The sequence below is a fragment of the Deminuibacter soli genome (assembly GCF_003412455.1).
In the GTDB taxonomy this organism is placed as follows: Bacteria; Bacteroidota; Bacteroidia; order Chitinophagales; family Chitinophagaceae; genus Deminuibacter; species Deminuibacter soli.
In genome coordinates this window covers 15,611-38,414 of record NZ_QTJU01000014.1, presented here as the reverse complement: position 1 = coordinate 38,414, position 22,804 = coordinate 15,611, and the positions used below count along the sequence as shown (strand labels likewise).

Genomic DNA, 22,804 nt, shown 5'->3' with positions numbered 1-22,804 from the left:
GGACAATTATATTGCGCAAATGTTGATGAAGAACCGGAAATTGGGCCTGTGCTGCTGTGTAGCCTTATTGGTGTTTTCAAGCTGTAAGAGCCTGAAAAACGCAGGATCGGCCGACCATTCCAATTCAGCACCTGCAAAACAGGGCAAAAAGAGCGGTAATGTACAGTTTATTGACGGCATCGCCGTAACGCCGGGTACAATCGTTACTTCCAAACACAGCTCTAACGGCGATATTCCCGGCAACAAAAAAGTGATTTATGCACCGCCGGATGATGTGAACTCCACCCATTTTAATATTGAAACAGCCGACTGGCTGCAGCTGAAATACGCCATTGTGCTCGATGCCTCCATCGAGAAACTAACCAATGTTGATCTCCTGAAGATAATTGACCATTGGTGGGGCACCCGCTATGCACTTGGCGGCAGCACCGAAAACGGGATTGACTGCTCGGCTTTTTCACTCACAGTAGAGCGGGATGTATACGGCAAATCGGTACCACGCACCGCACAGGAACAATACGACCAAACCCAGCGTGTAGAAGAAAATGACCTGCGGGAAGGTGACCTGGTATTTTTTCATACCAGCGGGCGCAAAATATCGCATGTAGGCGTTTACCTGCTTAACAACAAATTTGTACATGCATCTACCAGCGGTGGGGTAATGGTAAGTGATTTGAATGATACGTACTGGCGGCCGAGGTACAGGGGAGCGGGGAGGATCGGGAAGTTGTGAGGGGTGAGTGGCGAGTGGGGAATCATTGGTGAATAGTGAATAGTCAATAGTCAATAGTGAATATAAAAAAGCAATCGTCCCGGTTAGTGTCGGGGCGATTGCTTTTTTGTTATAAAGCGGTTGGCAAAATATCCGGCAGGTGTGGCAAAATGTTGCGCAGGTGTGTGCGCAAGGCCGGCAGGTGTCTCCGCAATTGCGGCAGGTGCGTACAAACAGGGCGCAGGTACCTGCGTTAAGGCGGCAGGTAACTCCCCAACTGCGGGCGATGACTGCGCAGTTGCTGCAGGTGGCTGCGGTAGTTCCGCAGGTAGCTGCGTAATATGGGCAGGTGGCTGCCGGGTTAGCGTTGGCGCCGCAATTTCGTGCGGAGGGAATGCCGGAATTTGAATTTTCTGCTATAGATTCGCGGGCAATTATTTCAACTCAAAATATAAACCTGTAACCATATTTAACTGCATGTCGTTTTCCTGTTGCCTTTTTCCCCAACCATTTATTGTTTTATAATACCAGCTTTTTGATGTGTTCCGGCAGGGGCCTTCAAAAACTGTTAACCGTTTTGGCCTATGCTGCTGAAGATGGTGGGTGCGTGTTTGCGGGTACCGGAGGGCGATGTGTTGGCTTGTGTGTATGGGTTGGAGTTGAATATGGATTGTAGAATATCTAATGCACCTAAACATGATGAGAAGGATTGTTACCGTTGTTTTATTGCTGTGTTATTTTCCGCTGGTACAGGCGCAGGTGATGAAAGCTGCGTCATCCGGAAGCGGTGGGCCGTTCCAGGTGGCGATACCGGAATTATTGCCTGCTTCGCCGGATGCCACTGCGTTTGTGAAAGAAGGGATAGGTAATGTAAACCTGTCAACAGGTGCCATTGGCACGAGGATACCGCTGTATGAAATAAAACTGGGTAAATTCTCTTTCCCCATCAGCTTATCGTACAGCAGCCAGGGGATGAAGGCCGATGAAGTGCCGGGCAGGATGGGACAGGGATGGACCATCAGCAATACAGGGATGCTAACCCGCAGTGTGAAAGGTACGCCCGACGAAACATCGCAGCGTATACCGATGCCGGCTGGTATTCTTGACCCCGCCGATTTTTCTGATGCTGTTTACCTGTATGCAACTGCTGCGTCGGAAGGCACCAGTATTATGGACACGCAACGCGACGAATACAGCTTTAATGTAAACGGTGTTTCCGGGAAGTTTGTAATGGATGATAATGGGGTGCCCTTGTTAACCAGCCAATCGAATGTAAAGCTTACCGGTGTACCGGGTGGTAATTTTACTTTAACAACACCTGATGGTGTGGCGTATACCTTTGGCGGTATTACTGAGATTACCAAGAGCTTTACTGTTGCAGGGACTATTGTAAAGAAAGACAGGATTATTACTGCGTATTTTTTAAAACATATCACGCTTTCTAACGGGGAATATATTGATTTTAGTTATGCGCCTATTACCACGCAGGTGTATACCGGATTGAACCAAACGTTGCAGGAAGGTGTGATTGGTGGTACAACCTGCGATAATGGCTGCGGTACTATTTTATACAATAATGTAATGAATCGTGTGGAATATGAAACCAACTATCTTACCGGTATCACGGCATCTAATGGTTTGGTGATAAATTTCGCTTATGAAAACAGGCCTGACCAGAGCGGCGATAACAGGCTGGTGACCATGACTGCGCCGGGCAAGACTTACCATTTTCAATATTATGATGTTCCTTTCTCCAGGAATGAAGTGCAAAATGTAAACGACCGTTTCTTTCTTACCAAGGTATCGCAGGTGGAGATTGACCAGCACGAAAATACAAGTACGCATGACTATTTACTTGAGTATGACCATATAGAAGGTGTTGCAGGACCAGTATCGGGGCGGCAGGACTTTCTCGGATTTTATAACGGGCAAACCAATACCTGCGCCTGTTTAATACCGCCTGTAACGGATAATAATTACCAGATTGACTGGGGTTTCCGCAATCCTGACTGGAAAGCGGCCATGCAGGGTGTATTAAAGGCAATTACGTACCCTACAGGCGGGCGCGAAGAATACACTTATGAGCCCAATGTAACCTCGGCCTGGGGTACGCCTGCGCCTGTATACCGGCATACTGATGTGAGTGGCGTTGGTACAGATGGAATTGGGACTATCTACACATCAGATATAGTAACCGCCACAAAAGACCAAAGCGCTGCACTTACTGCAACCTGTGATGTTCGGGATGCAAGTGATCATATACGTGACCCTAATGCCAAAGCGGTAGAAGTGGTTGTATATGACAATGGTACACAGGTGTACCGGAATTTCGTAATTGGTGAAGATCGTTCTTTGTTAAGGAACATAGACTTTTTTGCCGGTCATACTTACTATTATACGATCAGGGTAATCGGCGCTAAATATGTTGGTACCGGATCAATTCAGTATGACATAAGCGGAACACAGCAGGTAGTTAATTTTGCCGAGGTGCCAGGCATTCGTGTAAAACAGATCACCTACCGTGACCTTGTTTCGGGCCAGTCTCATAACAAATACTATAAATATACGTCGCTGGATAAGCTCAATGAATCCAGCTGCCAGTATACGCCACCGTCTTTTCAAAACAGGATTCAATTTGCCAATACAAGTTGTAATGGAGAAGTGGGAGTTTGTACAAGAGATTTGTACACATCCAGTGGTACTACCAGGGCTTATGAAATATCCGGCAATTCGCCTGTTTACTATAAATCTGTGATAGAAAGTGACGATGCGGGTTTTGCAAACGGCGGTACTGAATACACTTTTGCAGACCTTGACAATGGTTCCCTGTTTGTTGTTGCCCGCGGTCAGCAGCAGTTTCTGCTTCCTACAGATCAGCAACCGACATTAACAGGTACCGTTCTGCGCACCAGGGTGTTTGATAACAGGTTAGTTATACTGACAGATAAAAAAGATGAGTATGAAGTGTTAAACGGCACTGATACACGCAACCTTTCTTCGGTATACGTGCGTAAAAATTATCAGCCTGATATAAACCTGGGTAACAGGATGGATTGCTTTGATATAATAGTGGCGCACTATGTAAATCGCTGGAACAGACTGAAGCAAACCACTACTACCGAGTACCTGGCAGGAGGGGCGGTAACGAAAACAGTGCAGTATGCCTACGGCGATGTGGTGAATACAGAACCGGTTGCCATTACTACCAATGACAGCCGCAAACAGGTGTTGCGCAGTGAAAAGAAATATCCCACGGATTTCCCGGCTGATCCTATTTATGCCAAACTGGTAGCCACCAACCAGATTGCTACACCGGTTGTGGAAACCGCTTACCTGAACGGGGCTTTGCAGGAACAGAAGAAGACCATTTATGATGACTGGTTTGGAGACAGCAAGGTGCTGGAACCGAAAACAGTACAGGTGCAATTATCGCCCGGTGATGCACTGCGTGATGAATTGCTGTACAGCCAATACGACCAGCTTGGCCACCCCATGCAATTGCAGAAAGTTAACGATAAACCCATTACTTACCTGTGGTACCAGCAATACGGCTTACCGCTTTGCCAGGTGGATAATGCGCAGAGTGACCAGGTGGCCTGTACCGGTTTTGAACTGGATACCTGGGGCAATTGGGTGATGGATAACGGAAGTATCAGCAATGCAGCCTATTTCACGGGTACCGGAAGTTTTACCGGCGCTATTCATAAAAATATTGCTACAGCCGGAACCTATGCAGTGAGCTTGTGGACCAACAGTACTGCTACCGTTAACGGTGCAAGTGGTAAGCTGGTAAAAACACACCAGGGCTGGCGCATGTATTACTGGGAATTGCAGAACCCTTCGGTTGTTACGGTGCAGGGAACCAATATGGATGAAGTGCGGTTGTATCCTAAAAACGCGGCGATGGTTTCGTATAACTATATTCCCTTTGTAGGTCCGACATCAAAAATGGATGCCAACGGAATGGTGCAGTATTACGATTATGACCAGTTAAACCGCCTGGTTGCAGTGCGCGATATAGACAATAATATTCTGAAACAATACCGTTACGATTATATGGCAAGCGGTGTATTAAACGATGCTGCTACCTGGCAGCCAACCGGTAATACCCGTGCAAAGCCTTGCCCCGCAAACAGCAATTATAAAACTGCTTTATTGCAGGTGGAACAAAAAGATGTAAATACCTCCAGCAGCACTTATGCACAAACGCGCTGGACTGATGCGGGTATTGATGTTTCACTTCAAAACAATGGTGTGTGGGTAAATACAGCTACTCCTTTGCGTTGTGTGGTAAGCAATTTTACAGACAATACCGGTGAGCAGGAGCAGGAACAGACTGATGTGAACCCGTGCAGCAGTACGTACAATCAGAAGCGGTGGAACAAGCTGGCCGGACAGAATTTTACTGCCTGCCCGGTGCCATGTGTCAATTGTGTGGCGGAAGGGATGAAGTGCATTAACAGGGTTTGTTATGCAGGCACCAAAGTGGTTACGGCTTCGGTAAAAAATTCGGAAACCAGCTGGACGTGTACGTACCACTACGAGTTCCCGGATGGAAGCCGGTCTGCTGACTATACTGTTCAGTCATCCCAATCCTGTAATGCACAATAATCTATTGCCAAGGTTAAACCATCATGCGTTATTTTCAATCTGAGCCCATGTTTCATTCAAAACGTATTCTTTCTTTTCTTAGCTATATATGCATTGTGCTGGCGGTATGCTGTACTACAGCCCGTGCGCAGATGCAGATACTGGGGCCTGTTAGTGTAACAGGCAATTCAAGCCAATGTTATTCCACCCGTACAGATACTTACAATTGCAGCCCCACAGGTTTTTGCTGGACGGTTACCAACGGTACCACCAGTTCTTCCCAATGCGGCGGTGGCGAGGTATTTGCTGCCCTTGCTGCACCTGTTCCGCCCCCGGGCAGCTGCAGCGACTATCCTTCAACCAGCGTGACCTTTGCCGATGTGGATGTGGTGACGAGTGCTACCGTGCAGGTAAATGACAATTGCGGGCATAGTAAAACCATTACCGTAACCGTTAATCCACGCTTAAAAAACGTGGTTATCAGCCCCGGTTTGCTCAATGCCTACGTGGGCCAGCAACCGGGTACTTTTACCACCAATACACCCACCGGTGGTAACGGCACGTATACCTACCAGTGGCAGGTATCGGCCAATAACACCAGTTGGACCAATGTTAGCGGCGCTACGGCTAAAAATTATAGTCCGGCCATACCCACAGCAGCAGGGGTACTGTATTACCGCGTACTGGTAAGTTCCGGTGCAGAAACATTTACCACTGCATCAGCCAGTTTAAATTCAGGCGTATATGCCACACTTGACGGCGGTACGGCTTACCCGGATGCAGATGCCATTTACCCGGGAACATCAACCGCCTTCTTTTATGGCACGCAGGCAACCGGTGGTATTGGCACCTATACCTATCAGTGGCAGGGTTCAACAGACGGTGGCGCGCATTGGTTTAACCGTACAGAAGCTACGGCCACAGCACTCTACATGATACCGCCTGTACAAACTGTAACCACCTGGTACAGGCGCATGGTAAGCGACGGGGTAAGCCAGGCATACACCAATGTATTTGCCGTGAATGTGTTTCCGCCATTGAGCGATGCAGGAACCATTACAGCTACTGCAAACACGTGTTTTTCCGGAGGTAGTCCGGGGTCAATAACCGGCACCACACCAACAGGTGGTATAGGCGGATATAATTATCAATGGCAGTCATCGGCAGATGGCAACAGCTGGACAAACGTATCCGGTGCTACTGCTGCTGCCTATACACCTGTAAACCTCACCACCAATATTTATTTCCGTCGCCAGGTTAACTGCGATGGCACCCTGCTGGCAAGCAATAGCGTATTGATAAACGTATACCAGCCATTGCGTGTTGCTATAAACCCGGGCGGTGTGGTATATATTGAACCAGGCAATTCATTGCCCACCTTTGCGGTATGGCAGGTATCTGGCGGAGACGGCAGCTATACTTACCAGTGGCAGGTATCGGTAGACGGCAGCAACTGGACGAATATAACCGGCGCGAATGCCGGCAGTTATACACCTGCTGCGATAACGGCCAACAGTTTGATACGATTGCAGGTGAATGATCTTGGCAGTTATGTTTACAGCGCTGTAGCCAGTATCATATACCCATTGTCAGGCGGCACTATACAGGCCAGCGCCGGAACCGTAGCGCCAAACGGCAACATTACCCTTTCAAGCGTTCAGGCACCCTCTAACGACCGGTGCGAGGGAAATTATATCATCATATGGCAAAGCAGCACAGACCAGGCAAACTGGAGTGACCAGCTATCAGCCAGCTACAGCGGACTTACACAGCCTACCTGGTTCAGGCGTATGGCGAAATGCGGTATAAATACTGCTTATTCCAATACCGTGTTTGTAGGTATCGGCCAGGTTGCACAGGGCCATTTACCCACTACAGAAACAGGAGCAAGCGCAGGCAGCGGCACGGCTTATTTGCCTGCAGCTTCACCAATGGCCACACCGCAACACTTCAACGCTATTCAAACAAGGGATTTCCTGAAACCGGGCATACTTGATTTGAATACAGCTGATGGGCAGACCGCATTAACCGATATGCACCAGGCCACTGCTTACTTTGACGGGCTGGGCAGGGCTGCGCAACAGGTAAGCTGGCACGAAGGAGCAGGCGAAACCGATATTGTTACACCTGTTATATATGATGAATACGGAAGGGAAACACACAAGTTTTTGCCCTATGCCAATGGTACAGACGGTAACTATAAAACAGATGCGTTTACCAGCCAGGCCAACTTCTATAAAAGCAGTTATGCAGCACAGCAACCTGCCTTAACCGGTGAACATTTCTTTTACAGTAAAACCGTGGTAGAAGCATCCCCGCTGGCGCGGCCGCTGAAAAGCCTGCAGGCCGGCAATAGCTGGGTAGGCAGTGAGCGTGGCGTGCAGCAGCAGTATATGACCAATACAGCAGCAGGGGATAATGTACGCGTGTGGACGATTGCCAATGATGCTGCCATACAGGATGATATCAATATCCCGGTTGCCGGCAATGCTTATGCAGACGGTACATTATATAAAAACGTAACCCTTGACGAGAACGGCAATGCAGTAGTAGAGTACAAGGATTTTGATGACCATGTGATCCTGAAAAAAGTACAGAACGGCGCAGTGAATGCAGACTTCAGCGGTTACACCAACTGGCTTTGCACTTACTATATATACGACGATTTGAACCAGCTGCGGTTTGTAATACCACCCAAAGCAGTAAACGCCGCCATTGGTGCCAACTGGATACTGCAGCAGGATGTGGTGAACGAACTTTGTTTCCGCTATGCCTACGATGCCCGCCAGCGCATGATTGCCAAAAAAGTACCGGGCGCAGGCTGGGTATACATGGTATATGATGTGCGCGACAGGCTGGTATATACACAGGATGCCAATATGCGGCAGAACAGCAATGCCTGGATGGAGACGGTGTACGATGACAGGAACAGGGTTATCCAGTCTGGCATGCTGCAAGGATACACCGGGGATCGTGCTGCCCTGCAACAAACATTAACCGGGTTGGTAAACGTTGCGGCAAACCTGGTGGTGAGCCAGTATCAAACCGGCCAAACGCTTTACCAGGCAAGTAACAGCATTGAGTTTACGGATGGATTTGCAACGCCTGCAGGTGTTGAGATTACCGGGGAAATAATTAATTCAGATGTTACCAACCCAGCACCTGGTTCAGGCAATTTTGTGCCGCTGATTTATACCTATTACGATAACTACGAGTGGACACAGAAGAACCTGGTGACTGCTTATAACACGTTGCTGCCTGCTGGTAATAGCCTGTATGCAGAAACAGTGCCTGGTGCGCGTAATGAAATGTTGAATGGTGTGGTAACAGGTAAGCGTGTTCGCGTGCTGGAAGACCCCAATAACCTGGAAGCAGGCAAATGGCTGGAATCAGTAAACTTCCCTGATGAAAAAGGCCGCATGACCCAGGTACAGCAGGAGAATTACAAGGGAGGACTGGACGTTGTTACCAGCCGGTATGATTTTTCGGGCAAGGTGCTGAGCAGTTACCTGGTGCACAACAACCCTGCGGGTAATATCAATAATCACCGTGTGCTGACGCAGTTTAGTTATGACAATTACGGCAGGCAAACTGTCATTGCCAAAACCATCAATGACAATGGCCAGCCACGCATTATTGCAGTGAACAACTACGACCTGCTGGGCAAGCTGCAAACGAAACAGCTAGGCCAGAAATTGGATAACAACGGCCAAACCCTGCCTAATCAATACCTGGAGCAGCAGGATTATGCTTACAGTATACGCGGCTGGTTAAAAGGACTGAACTGGAAAGATTACGGGCAAACCAAAACCTCGGCCATTGACCAGCGCTGGTTTGCGATGGACCTGAGTTACGACTACGGCTACCAGTCGCCCGCTTTTAACGGCAATATATCCGGTGCCCGCTGGAAAACACAGGGCGACCCGCAGGAGCGTTCTTTTGGGTATGGCTATGATAATGTAAACAGGTTACTGAGTGCCGAGTTTAAACAGTACGATGCGGGCAATGCTTCGTGGGGCAACCCCGGCGGCATTGACTTTAGCGTTAAAATGGGGGATGGGCTTACCGCAACATCAGCCTATGATGAAAACGGCAATATACTGGCCATGCAGCAGAACGGCTTTAGTAAAATGGCTTATCAATCCATTGATCAGCTGAGTTATGCTTACACCGGCAACAGCAACAAACTAAGCAGCGTAGCAGATGCGGCCAATACTACCGGTGCCAAACTGGGCGATTTCCAGGATGGCAATACTACCGGCGCAGATTACAGCTATGATGTAAACGGCAACCTGGTACAGGATAAAAACAAACAGCTTGCAGGCATCGTTTACAACCACCTGAACCTGCCCTGGCAGATTACCGCCAACACCGATGATAACAGCAGTGTAAAAGGCACCATCAAATACCTGTACGATGCTGAAGGCAACAAGCTGGTGAAACAGGTAAACGAAGCCGCCAGTGCAGCCAACGGCAATACGGCCAAACAAACCATTACAGACTATGCCGGCGGCTTTGTGTATGAAAACAACCTGCTGCAATTCTTTGGCCAGGAAGAGGGGCGTATACGGCCGCAGCTGAACACCGATGGCAGCGTTAAAGGCTATGCTTTTGACTATTTTTTGAAAGACCACCTGGGCAACACACGCGTGGTGCTTACTGATGAAAAACAGCAGGATATTTACCCTGCTGCAACTTTGGAAGGTGATGCAACCAATGGTGCGCTGGCTGTTGAAAAGAACTACTACAGCATTGACGAAAACAATATTGTAAGCAGACCTTCCGGTGTGCCTGATTATGCCAACAACAATGGCATTGCCAACAATAATCCCAACTCGCAAACCACTGCCAACAGCGCCAAAATGTTTAAGCTGACGGGTGGCGGTGCCAGTGCAACCGGTTTGGGTATTACACTGAAAGTAATGTCTGGCGATGTGATTGATATTTTCGGTAAATCGTACTACAATACGGGTAACCCCGGCGGCAATACAGGTATACCTACGGAAAGCATACTTTCCGGCTTGCTGGGTACACCCGGTGGTACGCAGGCAGCTGCAGCGCATGGTGTAACAGCTGCCGGCCTGAATGCCATACCCTCTGCCATCTCGGAAATTCAGCTGCTGCAGGCAGACCAAACGACCGCCAGCAATGCCAGCAGCACTACACCCAAGGCCTTTATCAACTACCTGTTTTTTGATGAGCGCTTTAACTGTGTAGGTCATGGTTTTAGCATGGTAGGTGGCAACGGTACACTGAAAGATCACTACAGTGAACTGCAATCGCGCAAAGCACCTGCCAACGGTTACGTTTATGTATATTGCAGTAACGAAAGTCCTGTAGCAGTTTATTTTGATAACCTGCAGGTGGTACTTAACCACGGGCCATTGCTGGAGGAGACGCATTATTACCCGTTTGGGTTAACAATGGCGGGGATTAGCAGCAAGGCTGAGGGGAAGGTGGAGAATCGTTACAAATACAATGGTATTGAGTACGATAGTTCTTTGGGGTTAAATGAGTATGAGGCGCATTACAGGGATCTGGATCCGCAGATTGCAAGATGGTGGCAGGTGGATCCGAAGATTGATGATATGGAAATGTGGAGCCCGTATGCATCAAATTACAATAACCCAGTTAGTTACAGTGATAATTTAGGTGATTGGCCTGATTGGCTGGATAAAGCGGCCCAAGTTGGTAAAAAAATAATATCAGAAGGAGCAACCGGGCTCTTAGGTGTAGCCAATGCTTATAGTTCAGATAATGTTGGAGGAGTTGGTCGGGTAGATGGTAGCAATTTAAGTGGTGGGGCAGGAACTGCTTTTAGGTTCGGGCAGAAAGTAGGGGATGTTTTAGCTTTGGCAACCGGCGGAGTGGAAGCCTTGGGAGGGACGCTTGCGACTGTTGCCTCGGGCGGTACACTGTCTTTGGCAAGTGTAACTGTGGCATTACATGGAGGATTAACAGGAACTGTTGCTGTCAAAAATTTGATAAACAATAATGTGCATAGCGAAGGCGCATCAGATCAGTCTGCACAACAATCATCCAAATCTAAAAATAAGCCTAATGAGAGTGGTACTCCAAACTCGAGTAAGATTGAAGGAAAAGATGCATCAGGTAAAACGACAAAATATAGTACTTATGATGAAAATGGAAATATTGTAAAACAAGTAGAATCTGATAGAGGAGTTGATCGTCACGGAGTACAAGGGGCAACTAAGAAAGTACCTACATACAATACTTTGCCAAATGGGACTGTTAAACAAGGGAAATACAAAATAGAACCTGCTACCCCGGTTGAAACGCCTCCGGGTAATAATACAAGATTATAGCTATGAATATAAAGAGTTTAATAAATGCAGATCTTGATTTGCTGATTGATTATAATCAGGCAATGCAATTGAATCCGACAAATTGGGATATTAGTGAGTATGTTAACTGGAAATATGATATGAACGCGGCTTTGGCATTCAGTAAGTTCTTTTTCCCTGATTTCCTGGAAGTGGATGGATGTATTATACTTGCTTTTCGCTATAATACAGAAAGTTTCGCTGCCTGGAAGGCCCATTTTGAGGGAAACATTCCTTTAATAGAAGCTGCATGTAATAGATATGAGGTCGCTGATTATTTCTTCAATACAGATATTTATACAGACGATGAACACTACCACAGAGCTTTGATTGCATTTGCACATGTTTTAAAGTCAGCCTGGGAATTTGGCATTAAAAACCTGTTTCCGGATAGAATTTTTGTATTTGAATTATTTGAAAACCAAAAAGAAACGAGTATTACGTTTTATTCCCAAGCGGTATCGGGTGAAATAAACTAGTGCTCCACAAAAGCACCAATCTATTTAGGTTGGTAAAATTGTAATAGATTAAAGGGAACAACCTAAGTTGCCTTTTCAAATTGTTTGTGCAAGTTTTGGGAAGAGTTTGTTCTGCCTTTTTTAAGCAGAAGGCTTAATACTATATCAGCGATTGATAGATGTTAATAATTGACAGATACAAAACATTACAGATTGGATATCCGGTTGGATGGCATCGCAATGCGATGGAGACTGGGAACATGAATATGGGATAAAGACTGAGACTACGGATAATCCCGGATGGAGTGTAACGATCGATTTGGCCGATACCGCATGGGAAAACTTAGAGTTTGATTGGATTCTTATTGAGATAGATGACAATAATTGGTATGGTTATAAAGTAAAGAATAAAAAGTTTTTCGGCACAGGGGACTTGAATAAACTAGAGCTTTTACTGGAAAAGTTTAAAGAACTGATTGAGAACAATGATAGAATGCCTGGATTCAATAAATAATACATCAATTTTTATTGAAAACATTTACTTATTTAAATATTGATAAGTTCGGGTATTGGGAAGAGTTTGTTCTGTCGTTTTTTTAAATTGAAGACTTAATACTACATCAGCAACTGATAGACATTAATAATTGACAGATGCAAAACATTATAGATTGGATATCCAGTTGGATGGTATCGCAATGCGATGGTGACTGGGAACATGAATATGGGATAAAGATTGAGACACTTGATAATCCTGGATGGTTGATAAAAATTGATTTAACTGATACTGAATTGGAAAATTGGGATTTTGACGGAGGGCTGGTTGAGAAAAACGATGATGATTGGTATACTTATAAAGTGGAAGATAAATGTTTTACAGGTGTGGGTGATTTATTCAAACTGGAGTTTTTATTGGGAAAATTTAAAGAACTGGTTGAAAGCAATGGCGGTTATGAACCAGGATGTTAAACAATAACATATTTGGATGATGAGGAAATAATGAGCAAAAACAGATTATATACTGATAATATATAATTGATACAGCGGAGCAAAAAACATGTAAAGCAAACTTAAGTAAAAATAAAAGCCAAGTTAGTGAAACATGGAACGTTTTATTTTAGAAAAGATAGTTTGGACAGATGATGATTTTGAAAAAATGGGATGGCATGACAATACTGTTCATGCAATATCTTTTGGCAGCAATTACGAATTTTTGCTGGATTTAGATTATATCTTCGAATGGAGTAGCGCCAAGGGGGAAAATGTGTTTTATGAATTTTGGGTTTCACCATGCACTTTGATTTTTGAGAACGTTAGCGATTTGAATTTTAATATTACCATTACTGAGCCATTTTTGCTGGAGATTGCAGATGTAAAAAGAAGTGACCCCAAAAGGCCTCTTAATGCAGATTATATTAAACGAGAAATTGAATATCAATGGTTGATTGAGACAAATCAAGGTGACATAACTTTTAGATCAGTTGGGTATAAACAATTTGTGAGACGAGAACCGTTGTTAATAGATAGTCAACAGATTAGTCTTTCTAAACGTGGTGGAATTTCATTTGACAGGCAATAAATAATTTATTAGGTAACGTATCAATTAAGCCCGGCATAGTCGGGCTTAATTGTAGTTAGCGTCTAAGGCTGTCAATACGGATAAAAACTATGATGGACAAGTTGAACAAGCTGGAATACAAGCAGGTGAAAAAGCTGCAGAGGAGTAAAAATAAATATATCGGGTGTTTTTTGCGCTGATATTAAGCGCATGTAATGAAAGCGTAAATACAAGGTTTGATAATGCAAAAGTCGAACTAGCGGCAGCCAATTTGAAATCTAGGATGATAATGACCGCTGCATATAAAGTAGTAGTTCAGTCGTCAAATGATAGCGTTAAAAAAACAAAGGCAATATTGCTATTTGAAACTCTTTACAAAACAGATGAACTTATCAATAGGCTTAATACAGACTTGAGCACATATAAAGAGGGTAATGCAGAAAATATTAGCAAGGTAAGAGAATTGTTAGTGGATGGGGATTTAGGAGATAGTTTAAATAACTGTTTAATGAAAAATTTAATAAAGGCGCGAAATTTTTCTGGGAATCCTCAACAGGTTCATAAGATAGATAGTCTTAAAAATATTATTTTTAAAACTGCTTCTTCCGATAAAAATTGGCGGGATGAATTATTCGGCACTACTAATTCAGTAGGTGCATCGTTCATTTTACTTGGATTGCAAAAAGAAGTATACAGTATTGGGTCTATAGCTTTTTCGGGGAATGATTTAAAGTAAGATGTTTGATAAATGAATCTAGAACTATTGGTTATAGAATGCTGTAATAATCTGATTTCACGCTACGGATTTGAAGTTAAGAGCGAAGGTAAGTCAGGTAAGACAGTATTCCTTTTTAATCAAAAGTGTATTCTGAAATTTATTTATGATTACGGCGATATCGGTTGTAATATAGTAGATCCTATTGATAAAATTAAGTCAGATGCTTTATCTAAAAACGGAAAGGTGCTGATAGGTTATCCGATGTATCCGGCATGGGCGGGAACGAATTTACCCCAACGATTTAAATAGTTATTCAATTAGCGGAACTGTGTCGGAGCAGTTAATATGCATCGCCAGTTTGCTAATTGATAAATTACCACATGTGCTTGAGGGAGATTTTAGCTGGAAACATATTTTTGATAATTGAATAAATTGTTTAGGATTAATAACCTCAGTCACTGATCATCGCTGGTTTTCGATGGACTTGAGTATTTTAACTAAGTTAAATGGAGGCCTTGATTCTGTAGACAGGTTAATAGATGCTAAATATGGTAAACGCAATCAAAGAAAAATATCATGAGTTTGGTGATGCCAAAATTGAAAGGATTGAATATCGGTTAGAGGGCGAACAGTCTAAATACTACATGCTATCTATATATCTTGTTTGTTTTAACTGGCCGTCAGAGAAATGGGAAAATGTAAGGCTTGACTTTTGGGATGTATTTGTGTTCAGGTATGTAGATACGATAAAGCTTCGTAATTCGGTTGTGTTTGAAGCAATGTTAGTTGAAGATGAGACGGGAATTATATGCGACTTTTATCCAATTCAGGTTGATGGGCTGGGAAAATTAGGAGAGGATCCAAAGTCTAGTTTTGTGGTACATAGCAGAACTATTGCTTATGAAGTATTGTCTCCGATTGATTAGTATTGAGATCAATACGAGTTGTTGAATTTGTATCTAATGGCTTACAATTTATGTAGATTGGCGGGGGATGCTTGCCTTGAAATGATTACTGTTCATATATCGAAAGGTGATAGGGTGATTTCACATTTTGCTAATTATATCGAAATATTTGGATCAGAAAAAATAGGAAATGATATACTCAGAAGAGATGCGATAAGAAAGGGTATTTACTATTTGGGTTAGCTAAAACAGTTAGTGGATTTGGAATAGGAATTGACCCCTATCTTCAAGTGCTAGAAAATAATATAGATGCAAGTATTGGCGCAGCAATAAAAAAGATATTAGAGACAGATGATGCTAAAAGAGTTCCCGATCCTAAAAATTGGAGTGAACACAGCAAAGAGTTTTTGAGAAAAACAGGTTTGAAATCTTCAAAAGAACTTAATAAAACAACCACCCTTTGTTGTGGCTAAGCGGAAAGAAAGGGAGTTTGAATGGGTGCAGCGTATCATTAGCAATGCCAGAATGCTTATTGAACCAGGTAAAAAGGCATTGTTTGATGAATGGGAAAAAGAAGCCGGCAAAGCCTATTGAAATGATACAATACTCGCAAAGCTAGTCCCCAAAATAAATAAACTCTTTATTACATTCACCCACAGGATATTGCAAGGTATACCGGTACATGTACCTGATTTTGTAGCTATTTTTTTCTTCTATTTGCATTGTAAGCGGGATGCTAATGCCATTCGCCTACAACTCACTCGCCGCATGCTTCAGCTGCTGTACCACTACCTTATCTATCGGCAATGTCACCGTATCGGGGTGCAGCTCGTGCCAGGGTACCCAGCGGAAGACTTCACTTTCGCCGTTGGGGTCGGCTACCTGGTGAGGAGCGAAGTCGAAAGGTTGGGTTTTTGTTTCCAGGTTTACTGGCTCATCGGCTATGACGTAGTAGTAGATGCAGATAATCTGGTCACGGTTGTTGAAGGCCGAGATCTGGAAAAAATCAGTGGTGTACAAATGTGCACCGATGGATACATCGAGGTTGGTTTCTTCTTTAAACTCACGCTTCAGGCATTCGCGGGTGCCTTCACCAAATTCCAGTCCGCCGCCAGGGAACTTGGTAATATAGGCGCCGCGGATAAACTCGTCTGCTACCAGTACACGTTGCTGGCTGTCCATCAGGATGCCGTAAACCCGAACATTGAATAAACCGGATAAGGTGCTCATAAATGTGTTGCGTTAGGTGATTGCTTGCCCTACAAATATATTCTTATCCGGTTTATCCGCTGCATGTGGTTTTACAACCTGGCCTGCAGGGTTAAAAAGAAACTTCTGCCATCTGCAGGTACAATGCCGGGGCCGGGATAGCTATCTGCCCGGCGGGTGAAATATTTCGCATTGGCCAGGTTGTTTAGTGAACCTGACAGGCTGAAATGTTTGCTGATACGGTAATCGGCAGAAAGGTCCATGATGTTGTAGGCAGGCACAAGTCCGTCGATGGCATTATCGGTATAGGTGGCATTGGTGGCATCGGTAAACTGTTTGCCGGTGTACGAGAACTGGTAGCTGACAGCCCAGCGGTTGTGGCGAACGGCAACACCGGTTTTAAACACCACATCGGGCACAAACTCTACGCGCCGGCCTTCTATCGCGCTTTCCTTGCTGTGTATGTATTTGGCACTGATTAAAGAGAAATTCGAAAACAGCGATACAGCAGTGGTTGCTGCAGGGCCTTTTATCCATTTCCAGATATCGGCTTCTGCATAGGTTTCCAGGCCGTAGTGACGCGATTCGGCTACGTTGGTGCGCAGGTTATAGATCAGGAAATTGGTGGCATCGGTAGAAAGAATGCTGCCTATTTTGTTGTTGTAATGAATCATGAACAGGCTGGCATCAAAATTAAAAATGCCCGTGCTTTTGCGTATGCCAAGGTCTGCAGAGTACCCTTTTTCATCCTGCAGCGAACTGTCAACCCGCAGGTTGGGGTTGAGTGTGCGCAGGTCGTTAAAGTTAAGTGCCTTGTAGTTCTGCGATATGTTGGCGTACAGCTGGATGGGCTGAGTGAGATTATAGGTAAAGCCAATGCCGCCAAGCAGGAACTGCCGCTTGTTCTGTTTGTTATCGGTGATCTGTTGCGGGTTAATGGGGTTGCCTGCAAGGTCGAATACTACGTTTGTATAAGTGCCTTGCGCGCGCGTGGTAATGTTCTCGTAACGCACGCCGGGTATGATGTTGAGCTTTGGTGTAATGCGGAAAATGTTTTCGGCAAATACGGCGGTATTGTGGTTGGGAAACACGTAATCCGAGTAACGCAGGCTGTCTGATGCCTTGGTCGGGGTGAACGTGAAGTCGCTGGCATTGCCGCCTGAGCCGTTGTTGCCATAGCCCTGCTGGCGGTTGGTGTGCCCGCTATAGTAACGAAAACCAACAAGCGCGGTAGCAGGCATGTTGCCGATGTTGTATTGATATAGTAACCTGCTTTCGTTACCCCAGTTGCGGTAATGATCAATATACAGGTTGCGGTCGCTGCCGTCATCTATGCGGTTGATGAAGGTGAGCAGACCAAGTGCCTGCCTGTTGGCCAGCAGACCGAAGAAACGGGTGTTGAACGTGAGCTGCGGGTTAAGGTGGTAGTCTAACGATACGGCGCCGAGGTTCCAGTTTACTTTAAACCAGTTGCGCGCGCGTACAGACTGACGCGGGTTTTTCGCAAAGTCTGCATCGGTTAAGCCACCGGGCTGGTGCTCCAGGTAATCGAGGTGCGTGTATTGCGCGGTTACGGATAGTCTGTTGTTGAAACTATAGGTGGCCGCTGCATAACCGGTATTGGCATTGAACGCTGAATTGGGCCGGTAACCATCGCCTGATTTATGCTGGAAGAAGGCGTAATAGTTCAATTTGTTTACTGTGCCGCCAACGCTGGTTGCAGTGTTGAAAAAGCCGTAAGAACCGCCGGTGAGGCGGGTGTTGATGGCAATCTTTTCGCTGTCTGAACCGTGGTTCATTTTAAAGTTGATCATGCCGCCGAACTGTGTGCCGTATTGCAGGGAGGCCGCACCGCGCACAATTTCAATACGCTCTACTGCTTCAGCAGGTGGTGTGTAGTAACTTTCAGGGTAGCCCAGTGCATCAGCGCTGATATCGTAACCGTTTTGCCGGGTGTTGAAGTTGGATACGCGGTTAGGACTAAGCCCCCTGCCACCAATGGCCAGTTGTATGCCGGCACCATCATTTTCCCAGATGTTCAATCCTGCAACTTTTGCATATAACTGGCGGCTGTTGTTGGTGGCCTTGTTAGCCACCATGTCTTTCATTACTACCACTTCTGTTTTTTTGCCTGCGTAAATAGCCATGCCTTCTACATCGTGCAGTCGCGTAAAGCCGCTGTGCAGCTGGCCGGCGGCTTGTACCACCACGGAATCCAGCTGTCGTGTGCCGGTGGTTAAAGGCACTTGTACAAACAGGTTGGTGGTACCGGCTGTGATGTTTTTGTTAACGATGGTATAACCCACGCTGCTTACCTGCAGTATATAATTGCCGGGTGGTATATTGGTTAGCGTGAAGTCGCCGTTTTCGTTGGTAACGGTGCGATAGCCGGTGTTTTGCAATACTACCGTAGCACCGGCAACCGCATGTTTATCGCCGGTTACGGTGCCTGTAATAGAAATAGTTTGCGCGCGTGCCGCAGTACATACAAATAAAAGAAACAGGATATAAAAAGCTTTCATTACCGGCTTTGTTTGTTGGTAAAGGGTAGTACCCATGTATTGTGTTTAAACCAGGTGTTGTTTTCATTGGCCAGGTTCACTGTGCTGTCGATATACAATCTGCTGCCGCTGCCGTTCAGGGTAACATAACTGTGTACGGTTACCTGGGGCTGCGCAATGCCCTGCTGCTGGTAAACGTGTTTGAGTATGTGTGCGTATTGTAACATCATATCGGGTTGCGTTTCCATCATACGTTCCTGGTAAGGCGTAAGAAAGGCGCGGTTGTTGACTTCAAACTTTTTGCCGGTGGCTGCATCTTTTACATAAAAGAATGTGGTGCCGCCTTTTTCCATCAGCATTACACGCCATGAAAAACGGTAGCCTTCTTCTGTCCACAGCAGGGTGCCGGGGTACAGCATATAGCGGAAGGGCAATAGTACCTGGGCCGCGAAATACAGTGCCAGTAAGTAAAACAGCATACGCTGTTTACCGGGCCGTACCGGCAGCAATACGGTTTGTTCCTGCGCAATGGGTGGCCGGGAAAACCAGCTTCTTATTGAACTGATCACTTTTTTATGAAAATCTTCAGAAAAGAATATCAGGGTAGCGCTCATCATCAGGTAGGGGAACATGCCTATCTGGAAAAGCACTGCTGTTAATACATGGAAGATGATCACCAGCACATAACCAAAACGCCGCGTGGGTTTGGCCAGTAATAAAAATGCAATGCAAAGGTCGAACGAGGCACCTCCCCAACTGAAGAAGTAAGCGGTGAATTCATATTTCAGCAGCGGTCCCAGTACAGGAATGTCTGCTTTCGCTGGCAGCCATATTTTCAGTGGCATGGCATTGAGCAGCCAGTCTTTCGTGAGTTTGGACAAGCCTGCGCAGCAATAAATAATACACAGCTGGTACTTGAACAGCAGTATGCTCCATGCAGGCACCTGTGTTACTTGCAGCGAAGGTTTACGCAGTACATCTACTGAGCAATAGCGGTGTGCAGGTACCAGTGTAAGTAAAAAGGCGCAGATGGTAACAAAGTAGTAATGGTTAAGGTAATAGGTTTTATCGAGCAGTTCTGCATAACAGAAACACAGGAAAAACACCGGTGCCGCAACCCGGTAAAACAGCCCGATGCAGATGCATAGTGCTGCCAGTGCCATCACGGCGTACAGGGCATACATACCTGCTGCCGGTAACGGGTGCAGCCATTCAAAACCTTCAAAAGGGAAATGATAGGTGGGCACTACATAAAAATCGTGTACCCATCCCTTGCACATAAAACGCAGGGTGCTGATAAAAAGCACGGCCCCGAAGGCCATACGGAGTACGGCCAACGGAGCAATATGCCTGTATCGTGTAAAAAAATTAGTCGCCATCGTCATCCTGGAATGAAATTTTGATGCCCAGTGCAGAGCTCATGTCCACTTTCAGCAATACCGTCATTTTACGGATTTCGGTGTATGCATCGTTAATGGAGCTGGCATTGTTGCTCACGCCTGTTGAAAGCGGTTCAGGTAATGCCTGGAACTTCGTGATCAGGGTGGTGAGCTGGTTGGTGATTACATCATTGAGCGATGCTCCATTGTTCTGTGCTTTGGTGGCAGCTACTTTGGCATTCAGCCCGGCCAGGTAAATTTTCTGGTAAGCCTGTGCCTGTGCAATCAGCAGCTGGTCAGACAAGCCGCTGTAATAGCCTTCCACTTTGGTAGGCGCTTTGGGCAGCATCGATGGGCCGTACAAGCCAATGGGAATACCCACTTTGTAGTTCTGCAGGTTAACATCAAAGTCCAGCACATAGGCGTTCAGCAGCAGGCTCAGTGAGCTGCCTGCATCCACACCGGTTGCTTTGGTAAACCTGGCCAGGTAATTACCGCCAGCAGGCGACCATGCGGTAGCCACTGCTGCTGCCTTGGTTTTGATTGAACCAGACAATGCTGCGAGGTATTGTTTGGCGCCTGCTGCATTGGCACTGGTGGTAAAACGCGCCAGTACAGCATCGTTGCCATTGCCAAACAACAGGTAGTCGATGGCAGGAAAGCCTTGTGCTGCATAGTTGGCCAGGCCGTCGATGGCATAGGTGGCGCCGGCAGTATTGCTTTTGATCAACGCCGTATCTGTAGGAAAGCTGTTGGTGAAATGCGTGGTGAGAAAAAGGTCTGCTGCAGGACCAAATTCAAACTCACTGATTGCTGCCCAGTTTTTATACGCGGTTTTAAACGCATTTTGCGCAGCAGTTAACGTGGTGGCTGTTGGTGCTGCATTAAACGCAGTAATGGCCGCATCCAGCGCTGCTGTGCCGGTGCCCAGCTGCTGGTAGGCTGGCAGTATAACATTGGTGCCGAGGTTTACCAGTACCGTATCGCCGCCGCTGTTGCCGCCGCCGGTGGGTGGTGGTGTGGTGTCGTTGTTGCCCGACTTGCTGCACGAGAACAATACCACGGCTGCACACAAAGCGCTGCCAACGATTACTGTTGCTAATTTTTGTGATCTCATGGTCGATGTATTAAATGAGTAAGCTGATACCCGGCCATTGTGTTTGCCCAGGTATCAGCCGTAAAAAAGAAATACGTTTACAGGTTAGCTTTCACATTATCCCAGCCGTAAATGCTGCTGATTTTATTCAGGATGGCATCAATGCCGGCAGGTGTAATGTTATAAAAGTTGGTGCCATACAGGGTTAACACGGCCTGGTAATCGGCATCGCTGATTTTTTTGTGTGCGTTGTATTTGAGTGCTATCCAGAAACCGAGCGATTCAGACAGGTTGCCGCATACAGCAGCTGCACCGTTGGGCAGGTTGCCTTTTGCTTCGTTCAGTTCATGTAAAGCTGCTGCCGCTTCCATTGTTTCGAAGAAAGGAATAATGATGGCGGCCTGCTGTAATGCAGTGGCGTTGTCGTTCGCTGCCAGCGCTGCACGGCCTTTCAGGAAGGCATTGAGCAGGGTTGGGTTTGAATTGATGCCGGTAAGGTTGGCAACGGGCTTGGCGATGCCTGAATCAATCTGGCTGGTATAAGAGCCCCAGTATTTAACACCTGTTCTGTTGGCAGGGAAGTTGGCAGGCACACACCAGAGGTAGAAAGCCTGGTCCCAGGCGTGTTGTTTGGCTGCTGCGCTGATATTGCTGTTGAGTGAATCGCCCAGGTATACATCGGTAATCTGGTGGCCAATGTATACACCCATCATGGTTTTGGTAAAGAACTGGCGCCAGTAAATGCCGTTGGCTGATAACAGCGTTTTTCTTGAACTAACGCCCGCAACACCATTTGATGCTACCTGGCCCGTTGCGCTGGCAGCTGCAATGCTGTCCATCACCCCTTCAATAAGCGCTTGTGCTGCTGTGACAGTGCCGCTTTTCAGCTGTACGCCTGAAGTATTCAGGTGTAGGGTTGTGCCGTTAAACACTGTATCAGTAAAATAGTTGCCGGTATTGCTGAACATGCCTTTCAGCGTAGCGCTGCTTACTACCGTACCTGCATTGTTACCGAGGTTGATGGTGTTTTCTATTTCGGCAAGCATTGACAAGGTTGTTTTTGCCTTCAGTGAATCTGCATTGCTGAAATTATAGGTAGTAGGAACGGTGTAGCTTGGAGTTGCATTGTTGTTATCGTCTTTTTTGCAGCTGGTGGTGAATAACAATGCTGCCGATGCAAATCCTATAAAAGGAGTTAAAGTTCTTTTCATAAATGCTTTTGGTTAATTGGCGGCAACATTACAGCGCGAAAGTGTCGTACTGTTTACGCTTTCGGGAATACCGGCTTACGGAATCGGGAAACAAAAAAAAGTTGCATAAAATGGTATAGGGCAGGC

18 protein-coding genes are annotated in these 22,804 nt (G+C 46.0%); 13 read left to right on the top strand and 5 right to left on the bottom strand.

Annotated elements, in window-relative coordinates; all coding sequences use genetic code 11:
- Positions 1–25 precede the first annotated feature (25 nt).
- The 13 genes from DXN05_RS22990 (at position 26) to DXN05_RS25165 (ending at position 15,876) form a co-directional block, all read left to right on the top strand.
- Positions 26–733: an NlpC/P60 family protein gene (locus DXN05_RS22990; protein ID WP_158559415.1), complete on the top strand. Its 708-nt coding sequence runs from the start codon at positions 26–28 to the stop codon at positions 731–733.
- A 139-nt stretch (positions 734–872) separates the two neighbouring features.
- Positions 873–1,052, top strand: a complete 180-nt coding sequence (locus DXN05_RS22985) for a hypothetical protein (RefSeq protein WP_116849661.1) — start codon at positions 873–875, stop codon at positions 1,050–1,052.
- Positions 1,053–1,408: 356 nt separating this feature from the next.
- Positions 1,409–5,323 carry a hypothetical protein gene (locus DXN05_RS22980; RefSeq protein WP_147314055.1) on the top strand — a complete coding sequence of 1,305 codons (3,915 nt, stop codon included), beginning with the start codon at positions 1,409–1,411 and terminating at the stop codon, positions 5,321–5,323.
- A 47-nt stretch (positions 5,324–5,370) separates the two neighbouring features.
- Positions 5,371–11,628: a DUF6443 domain-containing protein gene (locus DXN05_RS22975; protein WP_158559413.1), complete on the top strand. Its 6,258-nt coding sequence runs from the start codon at positions 5,371–5,373 to the stop codon at positions 11,626–11,628.
- A 2-nt stretch (positions 11,629–11,630) separates the two neighbouring features.
- On the top strand, positions 11,631–12,125 hold the full coding sequence (locus DXN05_RS22970; RefSeq protein WP_116849658.1) for a hypothetical protein: 495 nt from the start codon (positions 11,631–11,633) through the stop codon (positions 12,123–12,125).
- Between the two features lie 175 nt (positions 12,126–12,300).
- Positions 12,301–12,618: an immunity 53 family protein gene (locus DXN05_RS22965; protein WP_317125887.1), complete on the top strand. Its 318-nt coding sequence runs from the start codon at positions 12,301–12,303 to the stop codon at positions 12,616–12,618.
- Positions 12,619–12,755: 137 nt separating this feature from the next.
- Entirely contained in the window at positions 12,756–13,070 is a 315-nt protein-coding gene (locus DXN05_RS22960) for an immunity 53 family protein (RefSeq protein ID WP_116849656.1), read from the top strand.
- Positions 13,071–13,203: 133 nt separating this feature from the next.
- Positions 13,204–13,680 (top strand): hypothetical protein, encoded by a 477-nt coding sequence (locus DXN05_RS22955; RefSeq protein ID WP_116849655.1) that lies wholly within the window; start codon positions 13,204–13,206, stop codon positions 13,678–13,680.
- Positions 13,681–13,843: 163 nt separating this feature from the next.
- On the top strand, positions 13,844–14,395 hold the full coding sequence (locus DXN05_RS22950; protein ID WP_147314054.1) for a hypothetical protein: 552 nt from the start codon (positions 13,844–13,846) through the stop codon (positions 14,393–14,395).
- Positions 14,396–14,407: 12 nt separating this feature from the next.
- On the top strand, positions 14,408–14,686 hold the full coding sequence (locus tag DXN05_RS22945) for a hypothetical protein (protein ID WP_116849653.1): 279 nt from the start codon (positions 14,408–14,410) through the stop codon (positions 14,684–14,686).
- Between the two features lie 239 nt (positions 14,687–14,925).
- Positions 14,926–15,303, top strand: a complete 378-nt coding sequence (locus tag DXN05_RS22940; protein ID WP_147314052.1) for a hypothetical protein — start codon at positions 14,926–14,928, stop codon at positions 15,301–15,303.
- A 269-nt stretch (positions 15,304–15,572) separates the two neighbouring features.
- Positions 15,573–15,755 carry a hypothetical protein gene (locus tag DXN05_RS24535; RefSeq protein ID WP_147314050.1) on the top strand — a complete coding sequence of 61 codons (183 nt, stop codon included), beginning with the start codon at positions 15,573–15,575 and terminating at the stop codon, positions 15,753–15,755.
- Positions 15,748–15,876: a hypothetical protein gene (locus DXN05_RS25165; protein WP_262511516.1), complete on the top strand. Its 129-nt coding sequence runs from the start codon at positions 15,748–15,750 to the stop codon at positions 15,874–15,876. Before DXN05_RS24535 ends, DXN05_RS25165 begins: the two co-directional genes overlap by 8 nt.
- Before the next feature lie 156 nt (positions 15,877–16,032).
- Here the strand turns inward: DXN05_RS25165 and DXN05_RS22935 are convergent, their stop codons facing one another.
- The 5 genes from DXN05_RS22935 to DXN05_RS22915 all read right to left on the bottom strand — a co-directional run bounded on the left by DXN05_RS22935 (position 16,033) and on the right by DXN05_RS22915 (position 22,678).
- Complete coding sequence (locus DXN05_RS22935; RefSeq protein WP_116849651.1) at positions 16,033–16,512, bottom strand: NUDIX hydrolase; 480 nt, start codon at positions 16,510–16,512, stop codon at positions 16,033–16,035.
- Between the two features lie 71 nt (positions 16,513–16,583).
- The gene (locus DXN05_RS22930) at positions 16,584–19,049 is read right to left on the bottom strand and encodes a TonB-dependent receptor (RefSeq protein ID WP_211330129.1); all 2,466 of its coding nucleotides are present in this window, start codon (positions 19,047–19,049) and stop codon (positions 16,584–16,586) included.
- Complete coding sequence (locus tag DXN05_RS22925) at positions 19,013–20,377, bottom strand: HTTM domain-containing protein (protein WP_116849649.1); 1,365 nt, start codon at positions 20,375–20,377, stop codon at positions 19,013–19,015. The genes DXN05_RS22930 and DXN05_RS22925 overlap by 37 nt, the downstream gene beginning before the upstream one ends.
- Positions 20,361–21,488 carry an imelysin family protein gene (locus DXN05_RS22920; RefSeq protein ID WP_116849648.1) on the bottom strand — a complete coding sequence of 376 codons (1,128 nt, stop codon included), beginning with the start codon at positions 21,486–21,488 and terminating at the stop codon, positions 20,361–20,363. Before DXN05_RS22920 ends, DXN05_RS22925 begins: the two co-directional genes overlap by 17 nt.
- 77 nt (positions 21,489–21,565) lie before the next feature.
- Positions 21,566–22,678, bottom strand: coding sequence for a DUF4856 domain-containing protein (locus DXN05_RS22915; protein WP_116849647.1), 1,113 nt, complete (start codon positions 22,676–22,678; stop codon positions 21,566–21,568).
- Positions 22,679–22,804: the final 126 nt, after the last annotated feature.

Coding starts and splice junctions, on each gene's coding strand:
- DXN05_RS22920 (WP_116849648.1), bottom strand. CDS start 21,488: ATGAGATCACAAAAATTAGCAACAGTAATCGTTGGCAGCGCTTTGTGT.
- DXN05_RS22940 (WP_147314052.1), top strand. CDS start 14,926: ATGGTAAACGCAATCAAAGAAAAATATCATGAGTTTGGTGATGCCAAA.
- DXN05_RS22925 (WP_116849649.1), bottom strand. CDS start 20,377: ATGACGATGGCGACTAATTTTTTTACACGATACAGGCATATTGCTCCG.
- DXN05_RS22915 (WP_116849647.1), bottom strand. CDS start 22,678: ATGAAAAGAACTTTAACTCCTTTTATAGGATTTGCATCGGCAGCATTG.
- DXN05_RS22935 (WP_116849651.1), bottom strand. CDS start 16,512: ATGAGCACCTTATCCGGTTTATTCAATGTTCGGGTTTACGGCATCCTG.
- DXN05_RS22970 (WP_116849658.1), top strand. CDS start 11,631: ATGAATATAAAGAGTTTAATAAATGCAGATCTTGATTTGCTGATTGAT.
- DXN05_RS22990 (WP_158559415.1), top strand. CDS start 26: ATGAAGAACCGGAAATTGGGCCTGTGCTGCTGTGTAGCCTTATTGGTG.
- DXN05_RS22975 (WP_158559413.1), top strand. CDS start 5,371: ATGTTTCATTCAAAACGTATTCTTTCTTTTCTTAGCTATATATGCATT.
- DXN05_RS22960 (WP_116849656.1), top strand. CDS start 12,756: ATGCAAAACATTATAGATTGGATATCCAGTTGGATGGTATCGCAATGC.
- DXN05_RS22945 (WP_116849653.1), top strand. CDS start 14,408: ATGAATCTAGAACTATTGGTTATAGAATGCTGTAATAATCTGATTTCA.
- DXN05_RS22980 (WP_147314055.1), top strand. CDS start 1,409: ATGATGAGAAGGATTGTTACCGTTGTTTTATTGCTGTGTTATTTTCCG.
- DXN05_RS22930 (WP_211330129.1), bottom strand. CDS start 19,049: ATGGGTACTACCCTTTACCAACAAACAAAGCCGGTAATGAAAGCTTTT.
- DXN05_RS22955 (WP_116849655.1), top strand. CDS start 13,204: ATGGAACGTTTTATTTTAGAAAAGATAGTTTGGACAGATGATGATTTT.